Here is a 22,288-nt window from a genome sequence, read left to right on the forward strand (position 1 = left end):
AGTCCACCCGACGGGCAGGTCACATCCGCTGCGGTGCCGCGATTCCCAACTGCCCCAATCCGAGTGCCAGGGTGCGGGCAGTCAACTGGCACAACGAGATTCGGTTCAAACGTATCGGTTCGTCAGCCGCGAGGACCGGGCACGAGTCGTAGAAGCTGGTGTAAACGCGGGCCAGTTCGTAGAGATAGCCCGCCAGCCGGTGTGGCTCCAACGTGTCGGCCACCTCGGCGAGGACAGTGCCGTAGCCATCGAGACACAAAGCGAGTTCCCGCTCCGCTGGTTCCATCGGCCCGCCGATATCCACGATCGCCGAGGTTGCGGCATCAGCTTTGCGCAGGATCGAACAGACCCGAGCGTGGGCATACTGCAGATAGACACCGGTATTGCCGTTGAGCGTGGTCATGCGGTCCGGGTCGAAGGTGTAGTCCTTGACCCTGGATGTCGACAGATCCGCGTACTTCACCGCACCGATTCCCGCCTGCTCGGCGATCGCATCGAGCTCGGCATACGACAGGTCCGGGTTCTTCTCGGCGACCACCACACGCGCACGCCCGACAGCTTCGTCGAGCAGATCCATCAACCGAACCGTCCCGCCCGCACGGGTTTTGAACGGTTTGCCGTCCGGCCCGAGGATGGTGCCGTAAGCGACATGAGCAACTTCGATCGCCTCGGTGAGCCAGCCTGCCCGCCGTGCCGCTTCGAATACCAGCTGGAAATGCAGAGCCTGCCGCGAGTCGGTGACATACAGCAGCCGGTCGGCGTGCAGTGACGTGATGCGGTACCGGATGGTGGCCAGGTCGGTGCTGTCGTAGCCGTAGCCACCGTCGCGTTTGCGGACCATCAGGACCGCCGGCTGATCATCGGGGCCTTTGACCTGTTCGGACAGCACGACGACCGCACCGTCACTCTCGACCGCGACGCCCTTGTCCAGCAGCTCGGAGACGGTATCGGCGAGCTTGTCGTTGTAGAACGACTCACCGAAGTAGTCGTCCGGAGTGAGCAGCACACCGAGCCGGTCGTAGATCGCGCCGAACGCCTTCTCGGACTCCGCGACGATCTCCCGCCAACGGGACACCGTGTCAGGGTCACCGGCTTGCAGGGCAACCACACGGGTCCTGGCCCGGTCCGCAAAGCCTGAATCCGAGTCGAATTGTTTCCTGGCCGCCTTGTACAGGCTGTCGAGCGCCGACACCGAGCTGGTTTCCCTATCGAGTTCCTCTGTATGCCAGGGAGATTCGGGGTGCTCGTCGATGTATTGGATGAGCATGCCGAACTGTGTTCCCCAGTCACCCAGGTGGTTCGCGCGGACGACATCGGCGCCGAGGAACCCGAAGACCCGGGCCAGACTGTCACCGATGATGGTGGTCCGCAGGTGCCCGACGTGCATTTCCTTCGCCACGTTCGGCGCCGAGTAGTCGATGACGACCCGTTGCCCGTCTTCGGCGGTGGGGACGCCGAGCCGGTCATCGGACAGGCGCGCTGCGACGGATTGCCACACCGCTGTATCGGCCAGGGTGATGTTCAAGAACCCTGGGCCTGACACTTGTACATCAGCGATCACACCATCCGCGAGATCGATCTGAGTGACGAGCTCAGCGCCGAGCTTCGTCGGCGGGATACCGACCCGCTTCGCCAACGGCAGCGCGACATTGGATTGGAAGTCGGCGCGATCGGAACGTCGCACTACCGGGTCCGCATCCGCCGCTTCCGGACGGACTCGGGCGATCGCCTCCGACACAGCGGCAGCGACACGTCCGAGCAGCGGCACAACACCGGCAGAGCTCACCTTGGGTTTCCTTTCGCGTGGATGGTGAACTCATTGTCCCAAGCACATCAAGCGGAATATCGGCCGCGACTCAGCAGATCGCGCCTCCCTGCACTGAGCGTGGACGGGCAGCAGGCTCGGTAGCAAGCACAAGTCACCCACAGACGTACGCTGACCTGCGAAGTCCAACGCATTTCAGAAGGGTGTGCTGATGACCGTCACTGCTGGCCGGTTCGCTGTCGGACTGATTGCCGCGGCCACATTGGCGTTGGCAGGATGTGACGGCAACCCGCCGACGACAACACCTACGGGGTCGGTGTCGCCGACGACGGCGTCCGCGCCCTTGTCCGAGGGGCCCGCTGCGTCGACGTCGTCGACCCGCCTCCCAGAAGCCACCACCCCGGCCACTTCGGCTGAGTTGACACCGCACGCCTCACCAGCACCACCCGCATCCTCACCCGCGATCCAACAATCAGAGCCGACCTTCTTGTATTGCGAGAACGGCACCGCGATATACAGCGATCAGTTGTACGTAGTCGGGGATCCACGCTGTCCACAGCCCACCGCTAACGAAGACCCGCACGGTCGCGACTACCAGTGTGATGCGCAAGGAACCAACTGCACCTACCCCGATGGCTCTCCAGTCCCGGGTTATCGGCGGTGCGGCACACAGTGTGGTGAAGCACCGACTTCTGGTGAGGTTCAACGCAAGTGGATGGAATGCATCGCAGTGAAATCGGTAGAGCAATGTCGAGCGGAGCAGTGAGGAGTCGTCGACAAAGTCGCTGTGCCCGTTCCAGAGCCCATACCTCTGGGACGAGGAAGAACAGCCAACAGACCTGCGCCCCGCCGTGTATCTGCGAGACCGCATCTACTGTGACCAGACCCTCCGTACCCCACCCATGAAGCGCCTTGATACTAGGGTTGACCATATGGAAAAACGCGTCCAGGTGAAGATCTGTGGTATCAGGTCCGAACTCGACCTCGCTGCGGCGTTGAGTGCTCGGCCCGACGCCGTGGGGTTCATCTCTGGTATCACGCACTTCAGCGAGGACGCGCTCACGCCGGAGCAGGCCGCCGCCCTGTCCGCGCAGGTATCGAGCCGAGTCGGCGCACGCTCGGTGAAGCGTGTGCTGGTCACCCACCTCGAAGACGCTGACGCGATTTTGCAGCTTGCGCAGACGGTCGATGTCGAGGCTATCCAGGTGCACGGCTTGGTGAATCGAGCCAACTTGCGAAAGGTATACGAGCACAGGGGCAATCGCGAGATCCTGCGGGCGGTACATGTCACCGACGAGGGTGTGTTCTCCGCCGTCGAGGATGTCGCCAAGTATTGCGACGTTATCCTTCTGGACTCGCGCACGCCCAGCCGTCTCGGGGGAACCGGGCAAACTCACGACTGGAACATCAGCAAGAAGATCGTCGAAGCGATGGCCGGGCGCAAGGATGTGGCATTGGCCGGTGGGCTCACCCCGGACAACGTCGGTAGGGCGATCGACCTTGTGCAGCCCTATGGAGTGGACGTCAACACCGGCGTCGACGACGCCGGCGGCAACAAGTCCAAGGCGGCATGTGCTGAATTCGTCAAAGCCGCGACCCGGGAGCTCGCCTCGACTTGTCGTCCAGCACAACAGCACTGAGCACCAGCGTCCCGCCGATCACCGCACCCACCGTGATCGGCGTGTTCGTGAAGATCGCACTCACCACGGCCGCGAAAACGGCTTCGTTGAGTCCGATGATGCTCGCAGTTGTCGCGTCCAGGCCTCGTAGGCCCAACCAATAGAGGCAGAAACCCGGTCCGAGCAGTAGCGCCCCGACCAGGACGAGCGATCCGGCGGTCCGAGCGTCCGGTGGATCGGTCAGGATCAGTCCGCCGCCGAGCACACTGGCCACCACCAACTGCCATCCCGCCGACGCGATCGTCGGTCGCTGTGCCGACTCCCGGGCGATGAGGCTGACCAGCAGCGCGACACACACCGCGCTACCGACCGCGAGGACACAGCCCAACAGCGCTCTGTCCATACCGATTTCAGCCGAGCTGCCCGGTACCGCCACTGCCACCGCGGCACCGACCAGCACGAACTCGACGCCGACGAGCACCGTCGGTCGGCGCCGCCCGCGCACTATCTCGGCGGCGAGCAACAGCAACGGCGCGATCAGGTGCAACGCCACCACCACGGGCAACGGTCCGCATTTCAACGCTGCGACGAACAGCAGCAAGTTGGCTGCCTCGAGCGCGCCCAATCGCACATAGAGGCCGGGCGATTCCAGCAGTGTTCGAATCGGACCTTGGCGCCGTGCACCCGCGACAAGCAGCAATGTCACCCCGCCCCCGGCAGCGACCAGCGCCGAGGAGGCGAGGGAACCCTCGAGCGCCGCCAGCGCGGCGCTCGACATGCCCCACACGAAGGTCGCCGCGAGCATGATCCACGGCGACGATCGTGTGAGCGATGACCGGACTGCGGTCAAAAAATGTAGGTCACGATAGGCAGCACCACAGCAGTGAACCCGCCGAAGACGCCCGCCGCAATAGCCCGCTGGGAGAAGTTGGGGAATCGGCTGGTCAGCCAGGCGAGTGTGCCGAACGCGAGCACGAAGGTGCCCCACACGATCAAGCCACCCGCGGCAGCACGCTCAGGGAGCGGGGCCTCCTCGGCCAGGCCCGCCTTCAACAGGGCTCCGAGCCCTACGATCGTCAGTCCGGCGGCCGATGCCAGCACGAACATCGCGAAGCCCACATGGCTGTTCATCACCAGGCGGCGTGACCCCCATTCGGTCACCACCCGGCCATCGCTGTGGTGCGCGCCGTCGACCTGGCAGATCAGGTCGAAAACCCTGCCGGGGTTGACGGTTTCGGCAACCGCGGTTCGCGCGTGCACCATGGCCTCGACGGCCAGGGTCGTCGAGTATGCGGTGATGAACCCCTCGCTCGATGTCCGGAATCCGCCGCGACTCGGCAGTTGCTGAGTCATCACCTGCAAATCGAACAACGCGGTCAACGCCGCCCGGACAGCCGGATGAAAGATCAGTGTGCCATCGGCGACCAGCACGGCACCGACTGCCGCATGCAGCCCGAGGTGGGTCCAGATGTGGGCGACATCGCCGCGCAGGAAATGCTCGTCCCCGTTGCAGTTGGCACCGCTGGCGAGCCCGTCGAGCATCCGTTCGATCGCCAGCTCGGATGCCCGCCGCGCCCGCCTGCCGCCCACCGACGCGTACTCGGGACGGGCCAGCACCGTGGCGATGTGTGCCGCCGAGTACAGCGGTTCGGCGCGGACGTCGTCGGACAGCATCGTCAGCGCCAGAAAGGTCACGCCACGCAGCGTCGCCCGCGCCACTTCCACGTCGTCGGCCGCGTACGGGGCGAGTGCGTGCATCGCGGCAGTCGTCGCGGTCAGGGACACGGGGCCGACAGATCCGGACATCCGATACCCGCCCGATTCGGCATCTTGTTCCTGGATCAACGTCCTGATGCACTCGCGGACGTCGGAATCGGCGTCGGCCACCCCGAGGCAGTGCATCGCCCGCAGTTGCCACGCGATATCGATCGGCCCGGTGAACTCCCCCGCACCCGCGGTGGGCGGCACGATCATCTGCCGACGTACCAGATGCAGCACCTCGTCTGCCCGCGGAACGGGAATGCCTGCCGCGGTCAGCGCGCACACAACCTCCGCGGTGTTCTGCGGATTCGGCGGCACATCATGGACCCAGCCCCAGCCTGCCCCGCCCGCGCCATCAGAGAATTGGTAACGCTCGAACCACTCGACCGCCAGTCTCATGCGTTCATCGAGATTGGACATGTCCCCACCTAACCGATCTGTGTCGAACCCATTCCAGCCCAGGTTCTTTCACTTACTAGATGCTCCCAGATGCCCATTGAGTTCACGAGCACCGTGGCGAACGACCTGTGAACCCGCAGGTCCTGTCGGTGGGGCGGCGTAGTGTCACGCATATCGGCGTTGCGGGTGACCAACCGGAGGTTCGCGATGGACGTGCTGCTCGGGATCGGAACACGTAAGGGTTTGTTCTTGGCTCGTAGCCGGGATGGGCGGGCCAGTTGGACGGTGTCGCCGCCACAGTTCCCGGTGGCTGATGTGAAGGCGTTGGCGATTGATACCCGGCGGGGGACGCCACGGGTGCTTGCCGGGGTGTTGAACAGTCATTTCGGGCCCACATTGGTGGTCAGTGATGATCTCGGGGAGACGTGGAGCGAGCCGGATGACGCGCCACTGGCATTTCCCGAGGACACCGGGGCCGCGCTGGGCGGCGTGTGGCAGATTGCGCCTGCTACCGATGCCGAGCCGGATGTGGTGTACGCGGGTGTCGAGCCGTCTGCCTTATTCCGGTCGGCTGATCGTGGCCGGACGTTCGAGCTGGTCAGAGGGTTGTGGGACCATCCCCATCGGCCGCAGTGGGAACCGGGTGGTGGTGGGTTGGCCTTGCATACTGTGCTGCCGCATCCGGTCGATACACAGCGGATGGCGGTGGCCATGTCCACCGGTGGGGTTTATCAGACTGCCGACGGCGGCGAATCGTGGACGCCGACGAACAAGGGTGTCACCGCGGACTTCATGCCCGGCGAATTGCCGGAATGGGGGCAGTGCGTGCACAAGGTCGCTCTCGATGCCGAGTCGCCGAGCACAATGTATTTGCAGAACCACGGTGGGGTGTTCAGGAGCACCGATGCGGGTGTGAGCTGGCAGTCGATCGACGGTGGGTTACCGCCGTCGAATTTCGGCTTCCCGATCGTCGCGCATCCGCGTAAGCCGGGGGTGATCTACACCTTCCCGCTGGTGGCGGATATGGATCGCTTCCGCTTTCCGCCCGATGCGGTCTGCGCGGTGTATCGCAGTGCGGACGGCGGCGAGACGTGGTCCAAGCTGAACGACGGCCTTCCCACGGTCCCGTTCTGGGCTGCGGTCATGCGCGATGCCATGTGCGCCGACAATGCCGACCCGACCGGCATCTATTTCGGCACCCGCAACGGCGAAGTGTATTGCAGCGCGGACGAAGGCGACCATTGGCGGCTCGTGGCCGACAAGCTGCCCGACGTGCTGTGCGTGCGCGCCGCGGTCATCGGATAGCGCGATGGCTCGCGTCTGCCTGCCCTCCATGCTCCGCACCTATGTCGACGGCGCCAAGGAACTCGATGTCGACGGTGCGACTCTGCAACAGGTCCTCGATGCGCTGCGCGAACGATCACCCGGTTTGGAGCGCCGTCTCCGCGATGAACGCGGAGTTTTGCGCCGGTACGTGAACTTCTATATCGACGGTGACGAATGCCGTCTTCTCGACGGCCAGGACACCGCTGTCGGCGCACGTACCGAGGTGATGATCATCCCGTCGGTTGCCGGCGGATGAAGCCTATTCCATTGGGGTGCAATGAATCCCGCTACCGGTAATAGGGCGTTGCCTGCACCCAATGGAACCCCCGTGAAACAGCCGGGAACTGCGTCAGGTCGACCTGGTCCAGCTGCATCCGTACCGGACGTCCACCGAGGATGCCCTCCAGAATCAGCCGATCCGATTGTGGCTGTACATAACTGAATGTCGCGAGCTTCCACTGGTGTGCCGTGTCTTTCGACAGCGTGATGGTGTGCTGGTCGGTGTCGATTCGAGTGGGGAAAGAGACCAGTGAATCATCCAGCCGCTGCACGGTCATGCCCTGGGGGATATCGAAGATGATGCGGCGGAATCGTTCGGTGGCACTCGGCATTCCGCTGCTGGACGGTGCTTCGCGGAAGTCGACCAGTGCGGGCACCTGCTCCCCCGCGATCGAGTACTCGGTGACGTTCCAGATGCCGTAGAGCGGCGACTTGGGCCGTGCGTTGCCGTAGGTGTGCCAGCCGTCGTATGCCTCGACGGTCGTGGCACCGAGCAGCCATACTCCCATCAGCACCTGGGCGGCCAGCAGTATTCGGTTGCCACGCGCAGTGGACAGCAAGGGTGTCGACGTTCGAGCTACGACGGTGCGGCCGAGTAGGGCCCGAACGATCCGGATCACATCCGGTGCGGCCAATACTGTTGCGTACAAGAACAATTGCAGGGCAAAAAGCTTCACCGGCACATCGAACGTGAGATTCATCAGGAGCACCTGCAACGCCACAATGACAGCAAGAACAGACCCGATTCCCGCGGTCACCGGCAGGATGAGAAGAAGCGCCGCGACGACTTCCGCCGCACCCAGTGCCATCTCATACGGCTCCGACAGCGACGACTGCGCCCACAGCACCGCCATCGGGCTCATCTGACCGAACGGTTCGACCAGTCGCTCGAGATTGAACGACATCTGCGACGGCAGCACCTTGATCATCCCGTACAGCACAAGGGCGCTCGCCAGGGAGATTCGCAACAGCAACCGGAACCACTCGTACAATCGCGTGTAGTTCGGGCGGCGCCGGTCGAGGACCGACCAGGCGGCGGTCACCGGCACGGCAACCAGGAGCAGGGTGAAAACAGCCACCCATTTCGCCGCTGTGTCTCCGCTACCGGTGACCGTGTAATCGATGGGTACATCAAAGATCTGGGTGCCGACCCAATCGGTGAGCGGATGCAACGCCGTCCATTCGGCGACCTCGCTCACCATCTCCTGTGGCACACCGAGGGTGCGCAGCAGCGCGTGCAGCAGCCACGCCCCCGCCATCCCGACACCGACAACGATGAACCCGAACCGGAAGAGCACACGGACCGCCGGATGCCACCGCGCCACAGCCTCCCGCTCGATGCCATCGACCTCGGGCTCCCGCTGAGCCAACACCCCTGTAACCATCCGTCACTCCTACGGTCGAAAGCCGTGCGGATGAGACGCTATGGCAGCAGGCGTGACTCGGAAATCCAGCAAAGTCGTTGCCCCGAATGCTCGGGGCGGCGCGTGGTTACCGCAGGAACGAGTCCACTCGGTTCGTCGCCGAATTTCCCATGCCCATGATTCGAAGTCCGACATAGCAGATGAACACAACCACGGCCACGGTCACCATCAGGACCGACGCGGCTGCGACGACGGGCGCGATGGCGATCAGTGAAACGCCGAGGATGACACGGTGAACAATCACGGTCGGGGGGTCGAACCGGTTGAATCCCCTGGTTATGACGGCGTCGACGATCAGCGCCAGCGCGCAGACGACGAGCAGTATCTGTTGTGCGAGTGGGTCAGGAAAGTGGGTGATCTTGGAGTAGAGGGATGCGGGGTCCAGCTGAGGCGCCAGCCAGATGTGCAGTCCGCTCGAGACGACGGAAACTACCAGCAGCCACCACGAAAAGGTACGACCACGATTTCGCCGGGGCGGCGGTGCAGCCGGGTAGTAGTGGTGGTTTTCCAGCCGCTGGTTCAGATCACCGCCGATATAGGCATGGGAGACTTCCATGCCCGGCAACCGAGGTTCGTGTGGGTGCGACATATCAACTGCCGCCCTGAGTCATGTTGAGATTGCCTTTGATCTTCACATCCTGGACAACCTGAGCAAGCGGATGCGCGCTGCCGATGTCGGCGGAGCCGTCGATTTCGGCGTTCCTCACCTGTTGCTCACTTCGCGGTGGCTCGCTCGGCGCGGCGGTGAGCCAAATCTGCACGATGAGACCGAGCACCAACAGCACCACACCGAAGGCGACCCACCCCGCCGTCCGGTTGTCGGTGAATATCGCAGTGGCGATGTTGACCACCGCCGCCACCGCGACAGACGCCGCCGCACCGACAAGTCGTCGCCCGAATGCGTCCATGTCGACCTCCGAAATCCATAGTGCCCGACCTACCGGGCTCTCAGTGTTATCGAAACCTGTTGGTATCGACGAAGAATCAGTCGTCGTATCGAATTCTTGGCGGACGCGGAATCGGTTGCGTCAGTGTGTTTTCGCCGAAATCGGGGGGCTGCGGTTGCCGGTGGGTTTGGGTAGGGGTTCGTGGTTCGGGTCGAAAACTGTCGCCGGGCACGGAATTCTGGGGCGGTACCCGATTCGATGCTCGCCGTGGCTCGTTCGCTGTCCATGGCGGCGTCAGATCCGCGTCCCCGACCAGGGCGCCACGCAATTCCGCTTCCGCGGCGCGTTCGGCTGCGAGCACCTTCGTATTGGAGGCCTGAGCGAACTCGCGACGGGCTTCGACCTCGGCATCCGCGTCGGCTTCGGCGCTCAGCTTCTCGTACAGCGTCGGCGGTCCGGTCAGCTGCATCAACTTCACCAGCACCGGAAGCAATTCCAGCGACAAGAAGAGCAGGAACAGCATGAGTTGGGCTCGCCCGAGGCTTGGCCTCGAATCACTGAGCGAGTCGAGCGCTTCGATTCTGGCGAGCAGTCCGTCACTGTTCGCCGAGCGGGAGCGGTAGTTGGCCATATCGCGCTCGCGATCGGCGATGAGTCCGTCCAATATAGGCTGACGGCGGCTGATCTCGGCTTGTGCCGCGATCGCGTCGGCGCCCGCGGTAGACGTTGCCTGCTCCTGCGCGGATTTCAAAGCAGCGTCGGCGATGCCGTATTCCCGTTGGGCCGCCTCCCGCCGGGCTGTCGCGGCAAGTGCGGCTGGCCCGTTCGCGCCTTCGACCATGCTTCCGCACGTACCCGCGATCTCGCAGGCCTCTGCATCCAACTTGACTTTGACGTCGTCCGATGCGGCATCGAGGCGCTGCTGCGCTTTCTGCACCGCCGGATTACTCGCGATAGCCCCGGGATCTGTTCGTGCCTTCATCCGCAGCTGGTCCAGCTCCTGCTGGAGCACCGTGATCGACGCGTATTGGGTGTCGATGGAATCTTTGTAGTCCTGTTCCTTCTGCTGCTGCTGAACTTTGACCTCGGTGAGAATCTCCGACTCGAAAATGCGCAGCACCAACGGTGTCGAGATCACCGCGCCGAGCAACAACGCGAGCACCACCCGGGGTATCGCCGCATAGAGGTTGTTCCGAAACGACTTGTGCCGATGCATCCCGACGACGAGCAGTCGGTCGAGGTTGAGAATGACCACGCCCCAACCGATGCCGAGCAGAATGGCAGCCCACAACGGGGCGTGCACGGCCATCTGCAGTGCGAAGGCGGCCGAGACTGCTGCGACGGCAGCGGTGGTGAGAAGCACCCCGCCCATCGACAGATACTTGAATCGATCCGACGGCGCTCGCGCGAGAAGGTCCTCGCGAACACCGACCAGCGCTAGCAGCCATCGGCTGAACACTATGACACCTCTCGACCACAATTGTTGTGCACCAACGTATTTACTCGATCGACTACCACGACAACTCCGCCCGAGTGCCTGCACGGATCTCGTCGTAGCGGATCAAGGCTCGACCCAGCCCTTGGTCGGCGGACTCGAGTAGGGATTGCGCGTCGGCCAATGTCTCGCCGACACCGGCCAACACTCCGGCGTCGGCGACGCGGGACAGTCGGGCGAGCAGATCGCGGTCGACGTCGCAGTGCGCGGCCAACGCAGCGGTGCGCACCCGATGTTCGCCGCGTAGGACATCGACCTTGCGTTCCGCTTCGAGGTATTCGCGATTCAGGTCCGCCCACCGCGCTTCGAGTACGCGCAGCTCATCGATTGCCGCACTTGCCCGTTCGGTGAGCAACGCCTGGCACTGCGCGCTGAGCACCACGACGTTCTCGGCGGCATCGAGAACCGCCTGCTCCGCGCGCTCGGTGTCGGCGATCAACGCCTCGTTTCTGCCGAGCAGCTTTTGCTGCTGCTCCCGCAGTGCGGGTAGCTCTGCCGACAATGCGCGCAACCGGTCCAGCTCGGCGAGTCTGCGGGTGATCCGTTCGTGCTCGGCCCCGAGCGCGACCAACTCGTCCTCGGTCGAGCGCAGGGTGTCGTAGGTTCGCCGTGCGCCGGCGACTCGCTCGGCCGCCTCGGTCAGTGCCGCGGTCTTGCGGTCGAGCGTGCGCGCCACCGCCGGGCCGGCCAACACCGCGTCGACCAACACCGGGATCTGCTCGACGAGCTCGTCCACTCGGGACAGCGCGTCGTCGACGGCGATCAAGAGGTCGAGCGTCGACGGATCACTGCCGGACACCGAGGCACTGGCCGTCACGACGGCGGCCATAGTTGCCGCGGACCCCGCGATCGCTTTCCCCAACGCCTGCAAAGTCGCGTAGTCAGTCATCGGTCACGACCTCCGGTCGGGTCGACCAGCACGGTCATCACAGCTCCAGAATCGTTGTCGCGCAAACATATCGCGCCGAACGGAGAACAGCGCGTCGCCACGGACACCCGATAGCGGCCGGGTGTCACAGCGATCGAGGCCTCGGTCACGGCGTCGAGCCATGGCCCCTGCTGTCCAGGCCGCACCCGAATCACAGACGAAGCCTCATACGTCTCGATGCATTCCAGCGCGATGGCGGTTCGTTCGGAGACCGGCGCGGGGAGAACGACCTGCTCGAGCAGTCCGTGAACGACACGGTGGGTTACCACACCGACCGCGTGCGGGTAAGCGCTTATGACGCCGACCACCCCCGACGCGATCCGCGCGGCGCCCAGTGCCACCGCGCCCGGTGCGACTTCCCGGACAGCGGCGACCACCGAGCGCAGCGCGACAACGACTGGGCCGAGGGCATTTCCACCGGTCACGATCAGTTCGGCCGGGCGCGGTACCGAGATCCGGTCGAGCAGTCGAGTGACCACCTCGGCGGCCACCTCCGCGACGGGCCGCAATGCGGCGGTGACCCTTGCCGCATCGATCGAGCCGCCGTGCGCACCCGGCAGGTAGACGGGGGTGTTTCGATAGGCCGGGAACTGCGCCGCCCGGTCGAGTACTCGCGTTGCGCGCCAGCGTCTTTCGGCCCGCTCCTCGTGGAGTGCGGCGACTTGTCGGCTACTCGGCAAGTCGAGCATCAAGGCGGTGGGTTCGACATCGCCGATCACCGCGGACTCGACCTCGAACACGCGCACTGTGTCGCCGTCCCGAACGAAGGCGGCCGCGTCGACAGTTCGCGCCCCGACATCGCAGACCAGCCCGACACCGTCGGAGTAGTCCTCGACGGAACCGGCAAGGCAGGCCGACCGTGAAACCGTTCGCACGGCACCGAATTCGGCTTCGAGTGCCGCGACCAGCCGCTCGGCCTGCGGTGTGGTGGCGACGGCGACGAGCGGCTCGTCGTCGCCGCGGACCATCCACTGGTCCGGGACCGCGACCACGAGCTCCGATCGCACAGTGTGGTGTGCTGCCGCTGATCGGGCGGTGGCGACAAGGTCACGCAACGTATGGACCTCTACCAGGTCGTCCTTCCACAAGGCACGCGGTGTCGGGATGTCCCACGGGTTACCGCTACCGACTGCGACTTTCGTGCGCACCGCGCCGATATCGACACCGATCGGCGCGAAGCCGTCAGCGCGATCCACTCTTGCCTCTATCCGTCTTGCCCGTCACGAATACACCGACGCCCTTCTTGAACAGAGATTGGCCTTTCGTGTGCGGTTCGAGCAACTTCGTCACCTGCTTCGCGAGCTCGAGCTGTGCATTCGCCCGCACTGCCATCTCGTCGATAGCCGCCCGGTCGGTCGGTTTGCCACTCGGACCGATCCAACCGTCGACGATGGCTACGCCCAGCGAGTGCGGCTCCTTCACATGGCCCGCCAGCACTTCGGTCACCTGCGTCGCGAGGTCGAGCACCATCGATGGCGACTCACGGAACCAGCCGGCGGTCCGCAGCTTGGAGATCAGTTCCTGGACATGGACGCCCTGGACTGCGAGCCTCGCGAGAGTTTCGGCGACCTCTACCACCGAGGTCTGCACATGTAGCTTCTGCATCAAGATCTGACCACCGATCTGTTCGTCCCGTTCGAGCAATTCCAGCCACTGATCGATCGCGGGTTCGGCGAGCACGTGGAAGCCAACCTTGCCCATATCGGCGGCGATGGCGCGCCCGACACGATCGGCGCCGGCCGGATGGACGCCGTGGGGATGGGTCAGGCGCCACAGGGCGTCGAGCACCGGCGAAGCTCCCGCGCCGGTCCATCCGACGTCGAGCCGCCCGACCACCCAATGGATGAGAGACTCGCGCTGGGACTCGGTCAGCGCGGCGCGCTCCGCGACCTCGATCAACTCGCGCCGATAGTCGCTGCCGACGGCGAGCGAACGCCGCGGTGCCTGTCCTTGCCGATAGAGGACGAAGTCCACCGCCGCTTGGTGCCGCGGTTCGGAAATCTCCAGATCACGCAGCGAAGCAAGCAGTTTCGGTGGCAGTGCCGGGCCAGTGGCTCGCATCAAGGTCGGCAATGCCGAGTCCAGCACACTCGGCGCCTGTGCCGGATGGGTTCGCGCCACGATCTCGAGAACCTCACCGACGAGTTCTGGCCGGAAGCTCCACAACATGCCGAGGTCGGTCGGCGACGGGGCGCCGTCCAGCAGGGTGCGACGCAACGAATTACTGACCTGGAGCCAGACCGAGCCCGCCGGTGCCACCGAGTCCAGCTGTTCCGCCAGCGCCGCCATATGCGGAGCCCTGACGATATAGGCCTGCCGAGCAACCTCGACCGCCACTGACCCCGAGTCGACGATGAATGAGGCCAGCGCACCTTGCCATACCGGATCGCCTGCCAACTCGATGATCTCGTCGACGACCTCGGAGCTGGTCAGCGCACCCGGATCAGCCTTCCGCGCGTCCGACAAGGCATCGACGAGGAGGCGGTGGCAAGCACATTCCACCGCCAACGCGGCCAACCGCCGGACCGATTCCGCCGTCGGGACCGCGCACAGCCCGCGCGTCATCGCCGCGACGATCTCGGTGTCGGCGTAGCGCCACAGGCTGCTCAATATCGGCATATCGAGGACCAGGTCGGCGAGCGTCGCGATCCGCCCGTACGCGCCGATCACTACAGAGAGTTCGTCGTGGTTGTATTCGTGCAAGCCGACGAGCCCGAACCTGCGAATATCGGCTACGCGCACCGAGCCCGCTCGCGCACCGTCGAGCACGATACGTTTGAGGTCCATATCGTTCAGCGCGATCAGCGCGGCGTTCGCGGATCGTTCCCTGGTCGCAGTCTGCCTACTCAGATGCTGTGCCACCGCCTCGGCACCACCACGCACGTCCCGCAGGTGGACCAGTGTCCGGCGGTATTCCGCGGCGGTCGGGCTCAACGCGCGTCCCTCGATCGCACCGGTGCGCAGGTCGATCACCGCGTCGCCGGACCTGCCACCGCGCGCGAATGCCAGTCGGGGAGCGGGGTCGGCGGTGGCATCCGACCAGGCCGCGGCAGACAGCCAAACCCTGGCGCCCGCGGGCAGGAGCTGCGCGATCGAGTCCAACACCGTCAACCTGGCGAGCAGGTCCGACGGACCACCTCGTAGCTTCACCGGACCGTCGAGTACCGCGGCTGCGGCGAGCAGTGCCGCCAGGTCGAGATCGGGATTCGCGTCTCGGCCGCGCGACACCTGGAGTCGTAGGTCGAGTCGCGCGCTCGCGCACGGGTCCGCTCCATCCGGCGCCAACGACGCATCGCGAACCGCGGTGTACAGGTCGGCCAGGCCACAGCCGCTGGCAAGCAACGGCTCGACCGGCACGTAGACGAAACGGTTGGTCGCGATGGGCCGGTTGGTGGCATCCACGTCATCGGTCCACTTGCGGATCACAGTCCCGAGGTACCGATCACCGTCGTCACCTTTCACCGGCATGAACCACACCCAGGGCAGCCCCGCCGGCCCACTCTCACTGGCCAGCGGAGAGTTGCCCGGACTGCGGGCCAGCACGTGTTGCTTCACATGGGCGGGCGGGCACGGGCCGCGACTCGAGGCAAGGATCGCGTAATCGCTGTGCGCGCCCGGCTGTTTGCTCACCACCGCCCAGCCTGCCGACAGGCTGGTCGTCATCGCGGATCCCGCAGACTCTCGTGCAACCAGATCAGCGGTTCCAGAACGTTGATCGGATGGACCTTGCCCCGGATTCGGGCACGCCCGTCGACCGGATCACGCTTCACATTGAAGGGGTCCTGCGATCGGAACAAACCGTCGGGCGCGTGAAATCCGACAGCCGACGTCACGAAGAACTCGATGTTCTTGTCGTCGAAGTACTTGGTCAGGCCCTCGTAGACGAGGTCCGCATTGCTGTGGTCGCTGCGGCACAGCCGATGGAAGAACTCCCGCGCCTGACCATTGCGAACGACCGGCGCGAACGGCGGGTTGGCGTCGCGGCCGGCGAAGCCACCGACATAGGCCGCTTTGTACACGGTCGGGTCATCGAACTTTGTGATGCAGACCGCGACCCGATGCGGCAGGCGCGATCCCGTGTAGGAGCTCTCCATCACCCTCGCCGCCAGCTGTTCCAGTACCGGGTGGAAATACGAGAACGAATCGCCCTGTCGCGCATCACGGTCGGGGTCGAAGAGGTAGACGATGCCCTGGCATTGCTGCAGGTGATCGAGCAACTTCTCGCGGTTGCCACCTGGCGTGTCGTATTCATCGGCGGAGTCGATCGCATCGATCGGACCATCGTCGGAGAACTCGAGATCGAGTAGGTCGTCATCGAGCCGGTCGGTGCGCGATTCGTGCTCGAAGTCGACGCCGGGAACGTCGAGCACATCGAGATAGAACTGATCGCGCTCCACCGACGGCACCGGCACCGGTGCCGGCCCGCCCCGAAACCGCCACGTCGGTTTCGGCGCAGGTGGCGCGGCGACCGCGCGCTCGCCCGTGAACTTGAACATCATGCTGCGGTGCCGTTCGGTCGCCGCCGGGAAGGTCTTCAGCTCGACCAGTTGTTTCGTCGACTCGGTGATGAACTCACTCGCCGTCGGGTCGGCGCCGTTCATCGTCCAGTTCCCGGGGAGTTTGCTGCGCAACGCGGCCAGATTCAGCGCGGCCAGATAGGTCGTCTTGCCGCTACCGGGCGGACCCCAGAGGCCGAGCCGGATCTGCGAGGGTGGCGGCGGCGTGTACGGGTCGGGACCTGTCATCGGTCGATCTCCTGCATCTTCTGCGTAGCCTTGATCGGAAAGTTCAGTGGGACAACATGTTCAGCGACTCGGGGAAAGAAGTCACCGACGATGTCGCGCGCCGTCACCGCGTCGAGCCGGCGGGGGCCTCGTGGTCGACCGAGCTGTTTCCACACCCGCTCGACCATGACTCCGAACCGGCTGTTCGGGGCCAGCGACGCGGGTGGGTCCCATACCGCGTGCACTCGCACGTCGGCGCTGCGCAACCGCCTCAGACTCTGTTCCCAGTCGAAGTCGTTCGGACAGCTGCCGAGCGGGTCGACGTAGGGTGCTCGACTCCCGATGACCAGCAGCGATCGACTGACGTTCGGCGCCCACGGAAGCTTGGTCGCCGACGCCAACGCATCCTCCAAGGGCGCGACATCCGGCTCGATGATCTTCGACATCGGCAGTCCCTCGGCGATATTCCCGGCGTCGTGCAGCGCGGTGAACCCCCGCCGATGGATAGCCTGCTCGCGCCGCCTGCTCAGGTGCTCGCGATAACCGAGCACCGCGACCCTGACCCCCGACGGATTCGGGTGCCGCGCCACGGTTTCGGCGATGACCTCCGCGATCAGCGCGCACCGACGATCGACCGTCGATTCGCAGCCGGCCAGTTCGACCGCGAACACGACATCGGCCGATGCCTTCGATGGTTCGTATCTCGCCGGGATCGTCGCGAGCAAGGTCGGCCACTCGCTCGCCGCCACCTCCTCCCGATGCACCGCCGAAGCCACGTTCACCGTGACGACGCCGGGGCTCTCCAGAACGAACTCGACGGTCAGCTCGTGGCGCCCGGGGCAGCGGATGATGCTGAGCAGCGTGCGCTGCTCGAGTGGCAGATCGAGTTCATCGGCGACGACGGCGACGACGATCTCGCTCGCGCCGGCCGGCGGCGTGAGTGACTGCGTGACCGGCCGGGTTTCGACAGCGACAGCACCCGCGGAGAACAGTCGGAGCAGGACGAAACCCGTATCGCCCGCGTCGTCCACATCCACGATGAACAGTCGATAGGCGACCGGCAAGGGCAGGTACGCCGAGCCTCGGCGGAGGAATTCGTCGCCGATCGGTTCGCCATGTACGCGGTGGGCGGTCGGCAGGAGGGCGACCACCGTGTCCACACCCGGCCACCCGAACAGGCGTTGCAGCACCACAACTCGCGAACCGTCGCCCGCCTGCGGTAGCAGCTGACGTGCCGCTTCGAGATCGAGCTCCACCGCGACCTGCCCCACCCCGACACCACCGGCCAACAGGAACAGGGCCTCCCCCGCCGATGACGGCAACATCGGAAACAGTGCGGTCCAGGGGATCTGACGGGATCGCCCCGCGAAAGCAAGCGCGCCGACGCCGTCGATCCGCACCGCGACGACGTGAAGACCGGTGGCCGACACGTCGACCACCGTGAGAGTGCGCGCACCGCTCGGCGCCTCGGCCAACCAGCCGAGCGCGGGCCCGAGGACATCCCACACCGGCGTACTCTCGACCGCCCCCGAACGTTTTCGCGCGGCGTGTATCTCGTCGCTCGTCGGCGTGCCCCCACGAACGAACCCGACCAGCTCGGCAAGCAGCGCGTCGTCTCCCGCGACCGGGAACCCGGCCCCGCGCGCGGCGGCGGCGAGATCGAAACGTCGAGTCGCCGTCGCCAGATCCTCATCGAACCGGCGCCGCCGATCCTCGGTGATACCGCCCAACCACGGACCCGCCGCCATCCGCCAGCCACAGCCCGGACAGGTCGGCGCGTCCTCGCCCGAGCACCGGCACACCGGGCAACGCACCTCGACGGACTTCACCGTATTCGTCACCGCTGCTACAGCTCCGCGACGTCGACGGGCAGGATCAGGGTGCTGTTCGCGGCTCGCTGCTCGGCGGGCAACGCCGCGACCCGGCTCGCGACGCGGCGTTCCACCTTGTCGAACAGATTCCGCACTGTTCGGCCGTTCCCGAAGTGCACCCCCTCGGCGATGCGACGATTCTCGAGCCGATCACCCGCCCGCGCCAGCACCCCGTCGGCGATGTCGTAGCCCTCGTCGCGCGCCATGGCTTCGAAGATCTGTTCCAGCTCCGAGCGCGAGTAGTCGGCGAACTCGAGGCGCTCGCTGAACCGTGAGCTCAATCCGGGATTCGTCCGGAGGAATTCCTCCATCGGGCCTTGATAGCCCGCGGCGATCACGACCAGCCTGCCGCGATAGGCCTCCATCCATTTGATCAACTCGGCCACCGACTCTCGGCCGAAATCGTTCGAACCGTGCCCGACGAGGGCGTACGCCTCATCGATGAACAGCACCCCGTCCAGCGCCGACTCGATGACTTCGCGGGTCTTCGTCCCGGTCTGCCCGACGTATCCCGCGATCAGGTCGGTCGCGGTCACCGCGACCACATCGCCTTTGACCAGCAACCCGAGGGCGACGAGAGCCCGTCCGACCAACGTGGCCACGGTCGTCTTGCCGGTGCCCGGTGACCCGAGGAACAGCATGTGCGGTGCGGCGACGGGCGAGGTGCGATGCGGTTGGTTGCGGCGCAACTGGAGAACCGAAGCCAGTTCCCTGATAGCGGTCTTGACGCTCGCCAACCCGATCATCGGCGCCAATTCGGCGAGCACCTGTTCGAGCGGAGCAGCCTCGGCCAGGTACCGGCGCTTGCCTACCGGGATGTCGTCGATCGTGGCGGGAGGGATGTTCTCCGGATCGATCGGACTGGTCCGTTGAGCCCAGTTCCGCCGGATCGACGCCGCGAGTTCCCGCATATCGCGCGCATTGCCGAAAGACTCGCGCCGCGTGCGATGGAGGTTGAAGGTCAGCGTCTGCAGGGCGTCGACCAGTTCCGGTGTGCAGGTCAGGCCGATCCCGGACTCCAACCGCTGCACCAGAATCGTGTGCAATTCGTCGGGCGCGAAGTCAGGGAAAGCGATCCGGTTGTCGTCCGGGAATCGGCTGGACAGGCCCGGATTCGTCGCGAGGAGCTCGGTCATGCGGTCCGGGTAACCCGCGATGACCACGGCCAGGTCGTCGCGATGGTTCTCCAACTCCGCCACCAGGCGGTCGATCGCCTGGGTGCCGTGATCGCCGCGCAGCTGATAGGCCTCGTCGATGAACAGCACTCCGCCGAGTGCTCGACGCACCGCCGCACCCGTACGCTCGGCCGAATCGTTGATATAGGGCGAGACCAATTCCTCGACAGCGACTTCTACGATATGGCCGCGACTGAGCAAACCCATGTCTCGATACAGCTCACCGATCAGGCGTGCGACGACGGTCTTTCCGGTGCCCGGTCCCCCGCTGAAGACCAGGTGCAACACCATGGGTTCCTCACCGTTACCGCGACCGGCGGCTCGCAGCACGGCCGCGTTGCCGAGCGCGTCGCGATGTCCCTCCAGATATTCTTTGACCGAGCGCATTCCCACCATCGCATCGAGGGTTTGCCAGATATCGCGGGCGGCCGGAACTCGGCTCGCATCCACATCGAGTGCCTCGCTGGTCAATTCGATACCCTCCTGCGCCAACCGGATCAGTTTCTGCCGCCAGGTCCGAACGGAGTGACGTTGAGCGGCCATCACCCGCAGGATCTGACCCAACTCCGTCCAGTCCGCGATCTGCAAGCCCGCTGTCAGCCGCACGTACTGGACGAGGCGGCCCAGTTCGCGTTCGTCGGCGAATCCCACAGTGCTGATCACCGAGGCCGAACGGTGCGCGTGCATCTCCTCGAACCGGTACACCAATTGCTGTAGATACCCCGTCGCGCGCATCATGTCGGTGATCGCGGTGAAGTCGCTCTGGGCGAACAACAGGACGCACACGTTGCCGGGCGCGGGGTGACTCGCGCTGCTCCAGCGACGCAACATCTCCGGTGCGGATCGGCGCGTATTCGGCGCGATTCCCGGCAACCACGTCTCCGCACCGGGGATCACCACCGCGGTCCGGGTCGACGCGTTGCGCATCAGCCCGTCCAACGTCATCAGTTGGTGTGGGTCGTCGGCGGTCGGCTGTGGCCGGTCGGACCCAGGTGATCGCCGTGGGGTCGACGTCGGCCGCTCCAACAGCATCATGGTGCCGAGCGGACCCGAGAAACCGCTGGTCGCCCGCGGCGCCGGGGTCTCGATCGGCTCCTCACGGGTAAGTGCCCGCGACACCGCGTCCCGAAAGTAGACGGTTCTGCGAAAGGTGCTGAAAACGATCTGCTCGAACCCCGCGGCCGACAGGATCTCCCACAGCATTTCCTCGACCGGACGCGGACACAGGTCGGCCCCGACGACGAAATCGTCGATCCCGGGCCCGTGGACGATCCAGAACGGCTCGCCCTCGAGTGGACGTTGCGCTCCGGTCATGCGTTCGGATACCGCCATGGGCGTCGGAAGATCCGGCCCGTTGCCGCCGACCGTGAAAGCTCGCTTGCTCGTGGACACCCGCCGCAGCTCAGGCCGGTCCGGCTTCGGCACGCCGCCGCCGCTTCACCAAATCCGCGACATCGCGCCTACCCGGATCGGGCTCGGCCGCTGTGGTTTCCGCCCGCAAGTCGATGCCCGTCAGGTCGTTCACACTGTGGTGGATCGATTCGATCCTGGCCTGATGTTCTTCCACCGCGAGGTCACCGTCAAAGGTGTGCAACTCCACCGTCGGCGCTGATTCGGGTTGCGGACCCGGGGTGATCTCGATGACGATCTCGCTGGAGCCGACCCTGTTGACCGTCTTGGCCATGAACGCGGCACGTTGGTCGCCCGCGACGTAGCCCACACTCGCGTCGTCGATGACCTGATACTGGAATTGGTCTTCGAGTGCCTGGGAGATCAGACCGGCCAGATTCGCCCGCAGCTGGGACGCACGCAAGGCGGTCACGGCCCGTGCCACGGTGGCGTCCAACTGCCCGTCCAGCTCGGGAATCCGCTGCGCCACGAGCGATTCCAGCTCCTCGGTGCCGAGCGGGTTGTCATCGTCGCGCACACGGACGAGCAACGCGTCGACCTCTGCAGTGAGCTGGGCGAGCGCGCCCTCGGACCAGAAATCCACGTCGGGGGCCTCGACCGGTGCCTCGGCCCGGAACGACTCCCCCACATCGATGGTCTTGTTCGCACCGATAACCGCTCGCAGCTGCACCAGACCGCGTTCGGCGACGTAGCGGCAGGCTTGCCACTGCGCGTCGAGTGCGACCAATTGCGTACGCAGCGCGCTCATCTCACGGCTGGCCCGACGCGCGGAGTCGAGCAGGAACGCGGCGGGGGCACCCTCGGCGATATCGGCCCGGAGCGCGATGATCTCACTGTCCAGCGCCGCCAACTTGCCCGGGCAATACCGCTCGTGCGGGAACTTCAGCACTTCGGTCCTCAGCACCGCGGCATCCGAGAGGTGCGACTTCAGCAGTTCGGCCGCTCGTCCGTGGTCGTCCTGCAACTGACCGACCCGACGGTCGAGGTCCGCGTACTGGGACCTGCGCTCGGCGCGCTCGGCGTCCAACGCGCGCTCGATCTGTTCGCGCTGAGCCTGGAGGGCTTTGGCGCTTTCCGAACGCAGGCGAGTCTGCTGGGCCTGCAACTCACCCAAGATCTGCTGCGAGGTCACGTGCAGGCGTTGCTCGGCGCGCGCCTCGGCTTGTCTGGCGCCCTCGCTCAGATTCGCCAGCGCCGCTTCGAATCCGGCGTGCCTGGCGTTCAT

At 65.3% G+C, this 22,288-nt stretch carries 18 protein-coding genes; 3 read left to right on the forward strand and 15 right to left on the reverse strand.

The genetic code is table 11. From position 1 onward, the window contains the following. Window positions 1–19 precede the first annotated feature (19 nt). Both argS and ACWGCN_RS22040 read right to left on the reverse strand, forming a co-directional pair. Window positions 20–1,786 carry an arginine--tRNA ligase gene (argS, locus tag ACWGCN_RS22035; protein WP_452458291.1) on the reverse strand — a complete coding sequence of 589 codons (1,767 nt, stop codon included), beginning with the start codon at window positions 1,784–1,786 and terminating at the stop codon, window positions 20–22. A 174-nt stretch (window positions 1,787–1,960) separates the two neighbouring features. Next, a complete protein-coding gene (locus ACWGCN_RS22040; protein WP_452458290.1) occupies window positions 1,961–2,161 on the reverse strand; it encodes a hypothetical protein in 201 nt (66 codons plus the stop codon). Window positions 2,162–2,697: 536 nt separating this feature from the next. On the opposite strand from ACWGCN_RS22040, the gene ACWGCN_RS22045 reads away from it, so the two are divergent. Beyond that, window positions 2,698–3,405 carry a phosphoribosylanthranilate isomerase gene (locus tag ACWGCN_RS22045; RefSeq protein ID WP_449970679.1) on the forward strand — a complete coding sequence of 236 codons (708 nt, stop codon included), beginning with the start codon at window positions 2,698–2,700 and terminating at the stop codon, window positions 3,403–3,405. Here the strand turns inward: ACWGCN_RS22045 and ACWGCN_RS22050 are convergent. Together ACWGCN_RS22050 and ACWGCN_RS22055 are read right to left on the reverse strand one after the other, a co-directional pair. After that, window positions 3,350–4,189 carry an EamA family transporter gene (locus ACWGCN_RS22050; protein WP_452458289.1) on the reverse strand — a complete coding sequence of 280 codons (840 nt, stop codon included), beginning with the start codon at window positions 4,187–4,189 and terminating at the stop codon, window positions 3,350–3,352. The genes ACWGCN_RS22045 and ACWGCN_RS22050 overlap by 56 nt on opposite strands. Before the next feature lie 41 nt (window positions 4,190–4,230). After that, on the reverse strand, window positions 4,231–5,565 hold the full coding sequence (locus tag ACWGCN_RS22055) for a hypothetical protein (protein ID WP_452458288.1): 1,335 nt from the start codon (window positions 5,563–5,565) through the stop codon (window positions 4,231–4,233). A gap of 186 nt (window positions 5,566–5,751) precedes the next feature. On the opposite strand from ACWGCN_RS22055, the gene ACWGCN_RS22060 reads away from it, so the two are divergent. Next, window positions 5,752–6,849, forward strand: coding sequence for a WD40/YVTN/BNR-like repeat-containing protein (locus ACWGCN_RS22060; RefSeq protein WP_452458287.1), 1,098 nt, complete (start codon window positions 5,752–5,754; stop codon window positions 6,847–6,849). A gap of 4 nt (window positions 6,850–6,853) precedes the next feature. After that, window positions 6,854–7,126 carry a MoaD/ThiS family protein gene (locus ACWGCN_RS22065; RefSeq protein WP_378636379.1) on the forward strand — a complete coding sequence of 91 codons (273 nt, stop codon included), beginning with the start codon at window positions 6,854–6,856 and terminating at the stop codon, window positions 7,124–7,126. Between the two features lie 31 nt (window positions 7,127–7,157). Here the strand turns inward: ACWGCN_RS22065 and ACWGCN_RS22070 are convergent, their stop codons facing one another. The 11 genes from ACWGCN_RS22070 to ACWGCN_RS22120 form a co-directional block, all read right to left on the reverse strand. Further along, on the reverse strand, window positions 7,158–8,534 hold the full coding sequence (locus ACWGCN_RS22070; RefSeq protein ID WP_452458286.1) for a hypothetical protein: 1,377 nt from the start codon (window positions 8,532–8,534) through the stop codon (window positions 7,158–7,160). A gap of 106 nt (window positions 8,535–8,640) precedes the next feature. Continuing rightward, the gene (locus ACWGCN_RS22075) at window positions 8,641–9,129 is read right to left on the reverse strand and encodes a hypothetical protein (protein WP_452458285.1); all 489 of its coding nucleotides are present in this window, start codon (window positions 9,127–9,129) and stop codon (window positions 8,641–8,643) included. A 34-nt stretch (window positions 9,130–9,163) separates the two neighbouring features. Beyond that, window positions 9,164–9,424: a hypothetical protein gene (locus ACWGCN_RS22080; protein ID WP_378922951.1), complete on the reverse strand. Its 261-nt coding sequence runs from the start codon at window positions 9,422–9,424 to the stop codon at window positions 9,164–9,166. A gap of 133 nt (window positions 9,425–9,557) precedes the next feature. Then, window positions 9,558–10,832, reverse strand: a complete 1,275-nt coding sequence (locus tag ACWGCN_RS22085; protein ID WP_449970869.1) for a DUF4407 domain-containing protein — start codon at window positions 10,830–10,832, stop codon at window positions 9,558–9,560. Between the two features lie 139 nt (window positions 10,833–10,971). Continuing rightward, window positions 10,972–11,844: a hypothetical protein gene (locus tag ACWGCN_RS22090; RefSeq protein WP_452458284.1), complete on the reverse strand. Its 873-nt coding sequence runs from the start codon at window positions 11,842–11,844 to the stop codon at window positions 10,972–10,974. Next, a complete protein-coding gene (locus tag ACWGCN_RS22095) occupies window positions 11,841–13,079 on the reverse strand; it encodes a hypothetical protein (protein WP_452529085.1) in 1,239 nt (412 codons plus the stop codon). Before ACWGCN_RS22095 ends, ACWGCN_RS22090 begins: the two co-directional genes overlap by 4 nt. After that, window positions 13,066–15,546: a hypothetical protein gene (locus ACWGCN_RS22100; protein ID WP_452459889.1), complete on the reverse strand. Its 2,481-nt coding sequence runs from the start codon at window positions 15,544–15,546 to the stop codon at window positions 13,066–13,068. Before ACWGCN_RS22100 ends, ACWGCN_RS22095 begins: the two co-directional genes overlap by 14 nt. Further along, a complete protein-coding gene (locus tag ACWGCN_RS22105; RefSeq protein WP_449970651.1) occupies window positions 15,543–16,628 on the reverse strand; it encodes a hypothetical protein in 1,086 nt (361 codons plus the stop codon). Before ACWGCN_RS22105 ends, ACWGCN_RS22100 begins: the two co-directional genes overlap by 4 nt. After that, on the reverse strand, window positions 16,625–18,448 hold the full coding sequence (locus ACWGCN_RS22110) for a hypothetical protein (RefSeq protein WP_452459890.1): 1,824 nt from the start codon (window positions 18,446–18,448) through the stop codon (window positions 16,625–16,627). The genes ACWGCN_RS22105 and ACWGCN_RS22110 overlap by 4 nt, the downstream gene beginning before the upstream one ends. 5 nt (window positions 18,449–18,453) lie before the next feature. Beyond that, complete coding sequence (locus ACWGCN_RS22115; RefSeq protein WP_452459891.1) at window positions 18,454–21,045, reverse strand: AAA family ATPase; 2,592 nt, start codon at window positions 21,043–21,045, stop codon at window positions 18,454–18,456. A gap of 10 nt (window positions 21,046–21,055) precedes the next feature. Beyond that, on the reverse strand, window positions 21,056–22,288 hold the full coding sequence (locus tag ACWGCN_RS22120) for a hypothetical protein (RefSeq protein WP_452459892.1): 1,233 nt from the start codon (window positions 22,286–22,288) through the stop codon (window positions 21,056–21,058).

This window comes from Nocardia sp. NPDC055050 (assembly GCF_053608345.1).

Excerpts from the sequence above, each read along its gene's own strand:
- ACWGCN_RS22045 (WP_449970679.1), top strand. The coding sequence starts at position 2,698 with ATGGAAAAACGCGTCCAGGTGAAGATCTGTGGTATCAGGTCCGAACTC.
- ACWGCN_RS22050 (WP_452458289.1), bottom strand. The coding sequence starts at position 4,189 with ATGCTCGCGGCGACCTTCGTGTGGGGCATGTCGAGCGCCGCGCTGGCG.
- ACWGCN_RS22055 (WP_452458288.1), bottom strand. The coding sequence starts at position 5,565 with ATGTCCAATCTCGATGAACGCATGAGACTGGCGGTCGAGTGGTTCGAG.
- ACWGCN_RS22060 (WP_452458287.1), top strand. The coding sequence starts at position 5,752 with ATGGACGTGCTGCTCGGGATCGGAACACGTAAGGGTTTGTTCTTGGCT.
- ACWGCN_RS22065 (WP_378636379.1), top strand. The coding sequence starts at position 6,854 with ATGGCTCGCGTCTGCCTGCCCTCCATGCTCCGCACCTATGTCGACGGC.
- ACWGCN_RS22070 (WP_452458286.1), bottom strand. The coding sequence starts at position 8,534 with ATGGTTACAGGGGTGTTGGCTCAGCGGGAGCCCGAGGTCGATGGCATC.
- ACWGCN_RS22075 (WP_452458285.1), bottom strand. The coding sequence starts at position 9,129 with ATGGAAGTCTCCCATGCCTATATCGGCGGTGATCTGAACCAGCGGCTG.
- ACWGCN_RS22085 (WP_449970869.1), bottom strand. The coding sequence starts at position 10,832 with ATGGGCGGGGTGCTTCTCACCACCGCTGCCGTCGCAGCAGTCTCGGCC.
- ACWGCN_RS22090 (WP_452458284.1), bottom strand. The coding sequence starts at position 11,844 with ATGACTGACTACGCGACTTTGCAGGCGTTGGGGAAAGCGATCGCGGGG.
- ACWGCN_RS22100 (WP_452459889.1), bottom strand. The coding sequence starts at position 15,546 with ATGACGACCAGCCTGTCGGCAGGCTGGGCGGTGGTGAGCAAACAGCCG.
- ACWGCN_RS22105 (WP_449970651.1), bottom strand. The coding sequence starts at position 16,628 with ATGACAGGTCCCGACCCGTACACGCCGCCGCCACCCTCGCAGATCCGG.
- ACWGCN_RS22120 (WP_452459892.1), bottom strand. The coding sequence starts at position 22,288 with ATGAACGCCAGGCACGCCGGATTCGAAGCGGCGCTGGCGAATCTGAGC.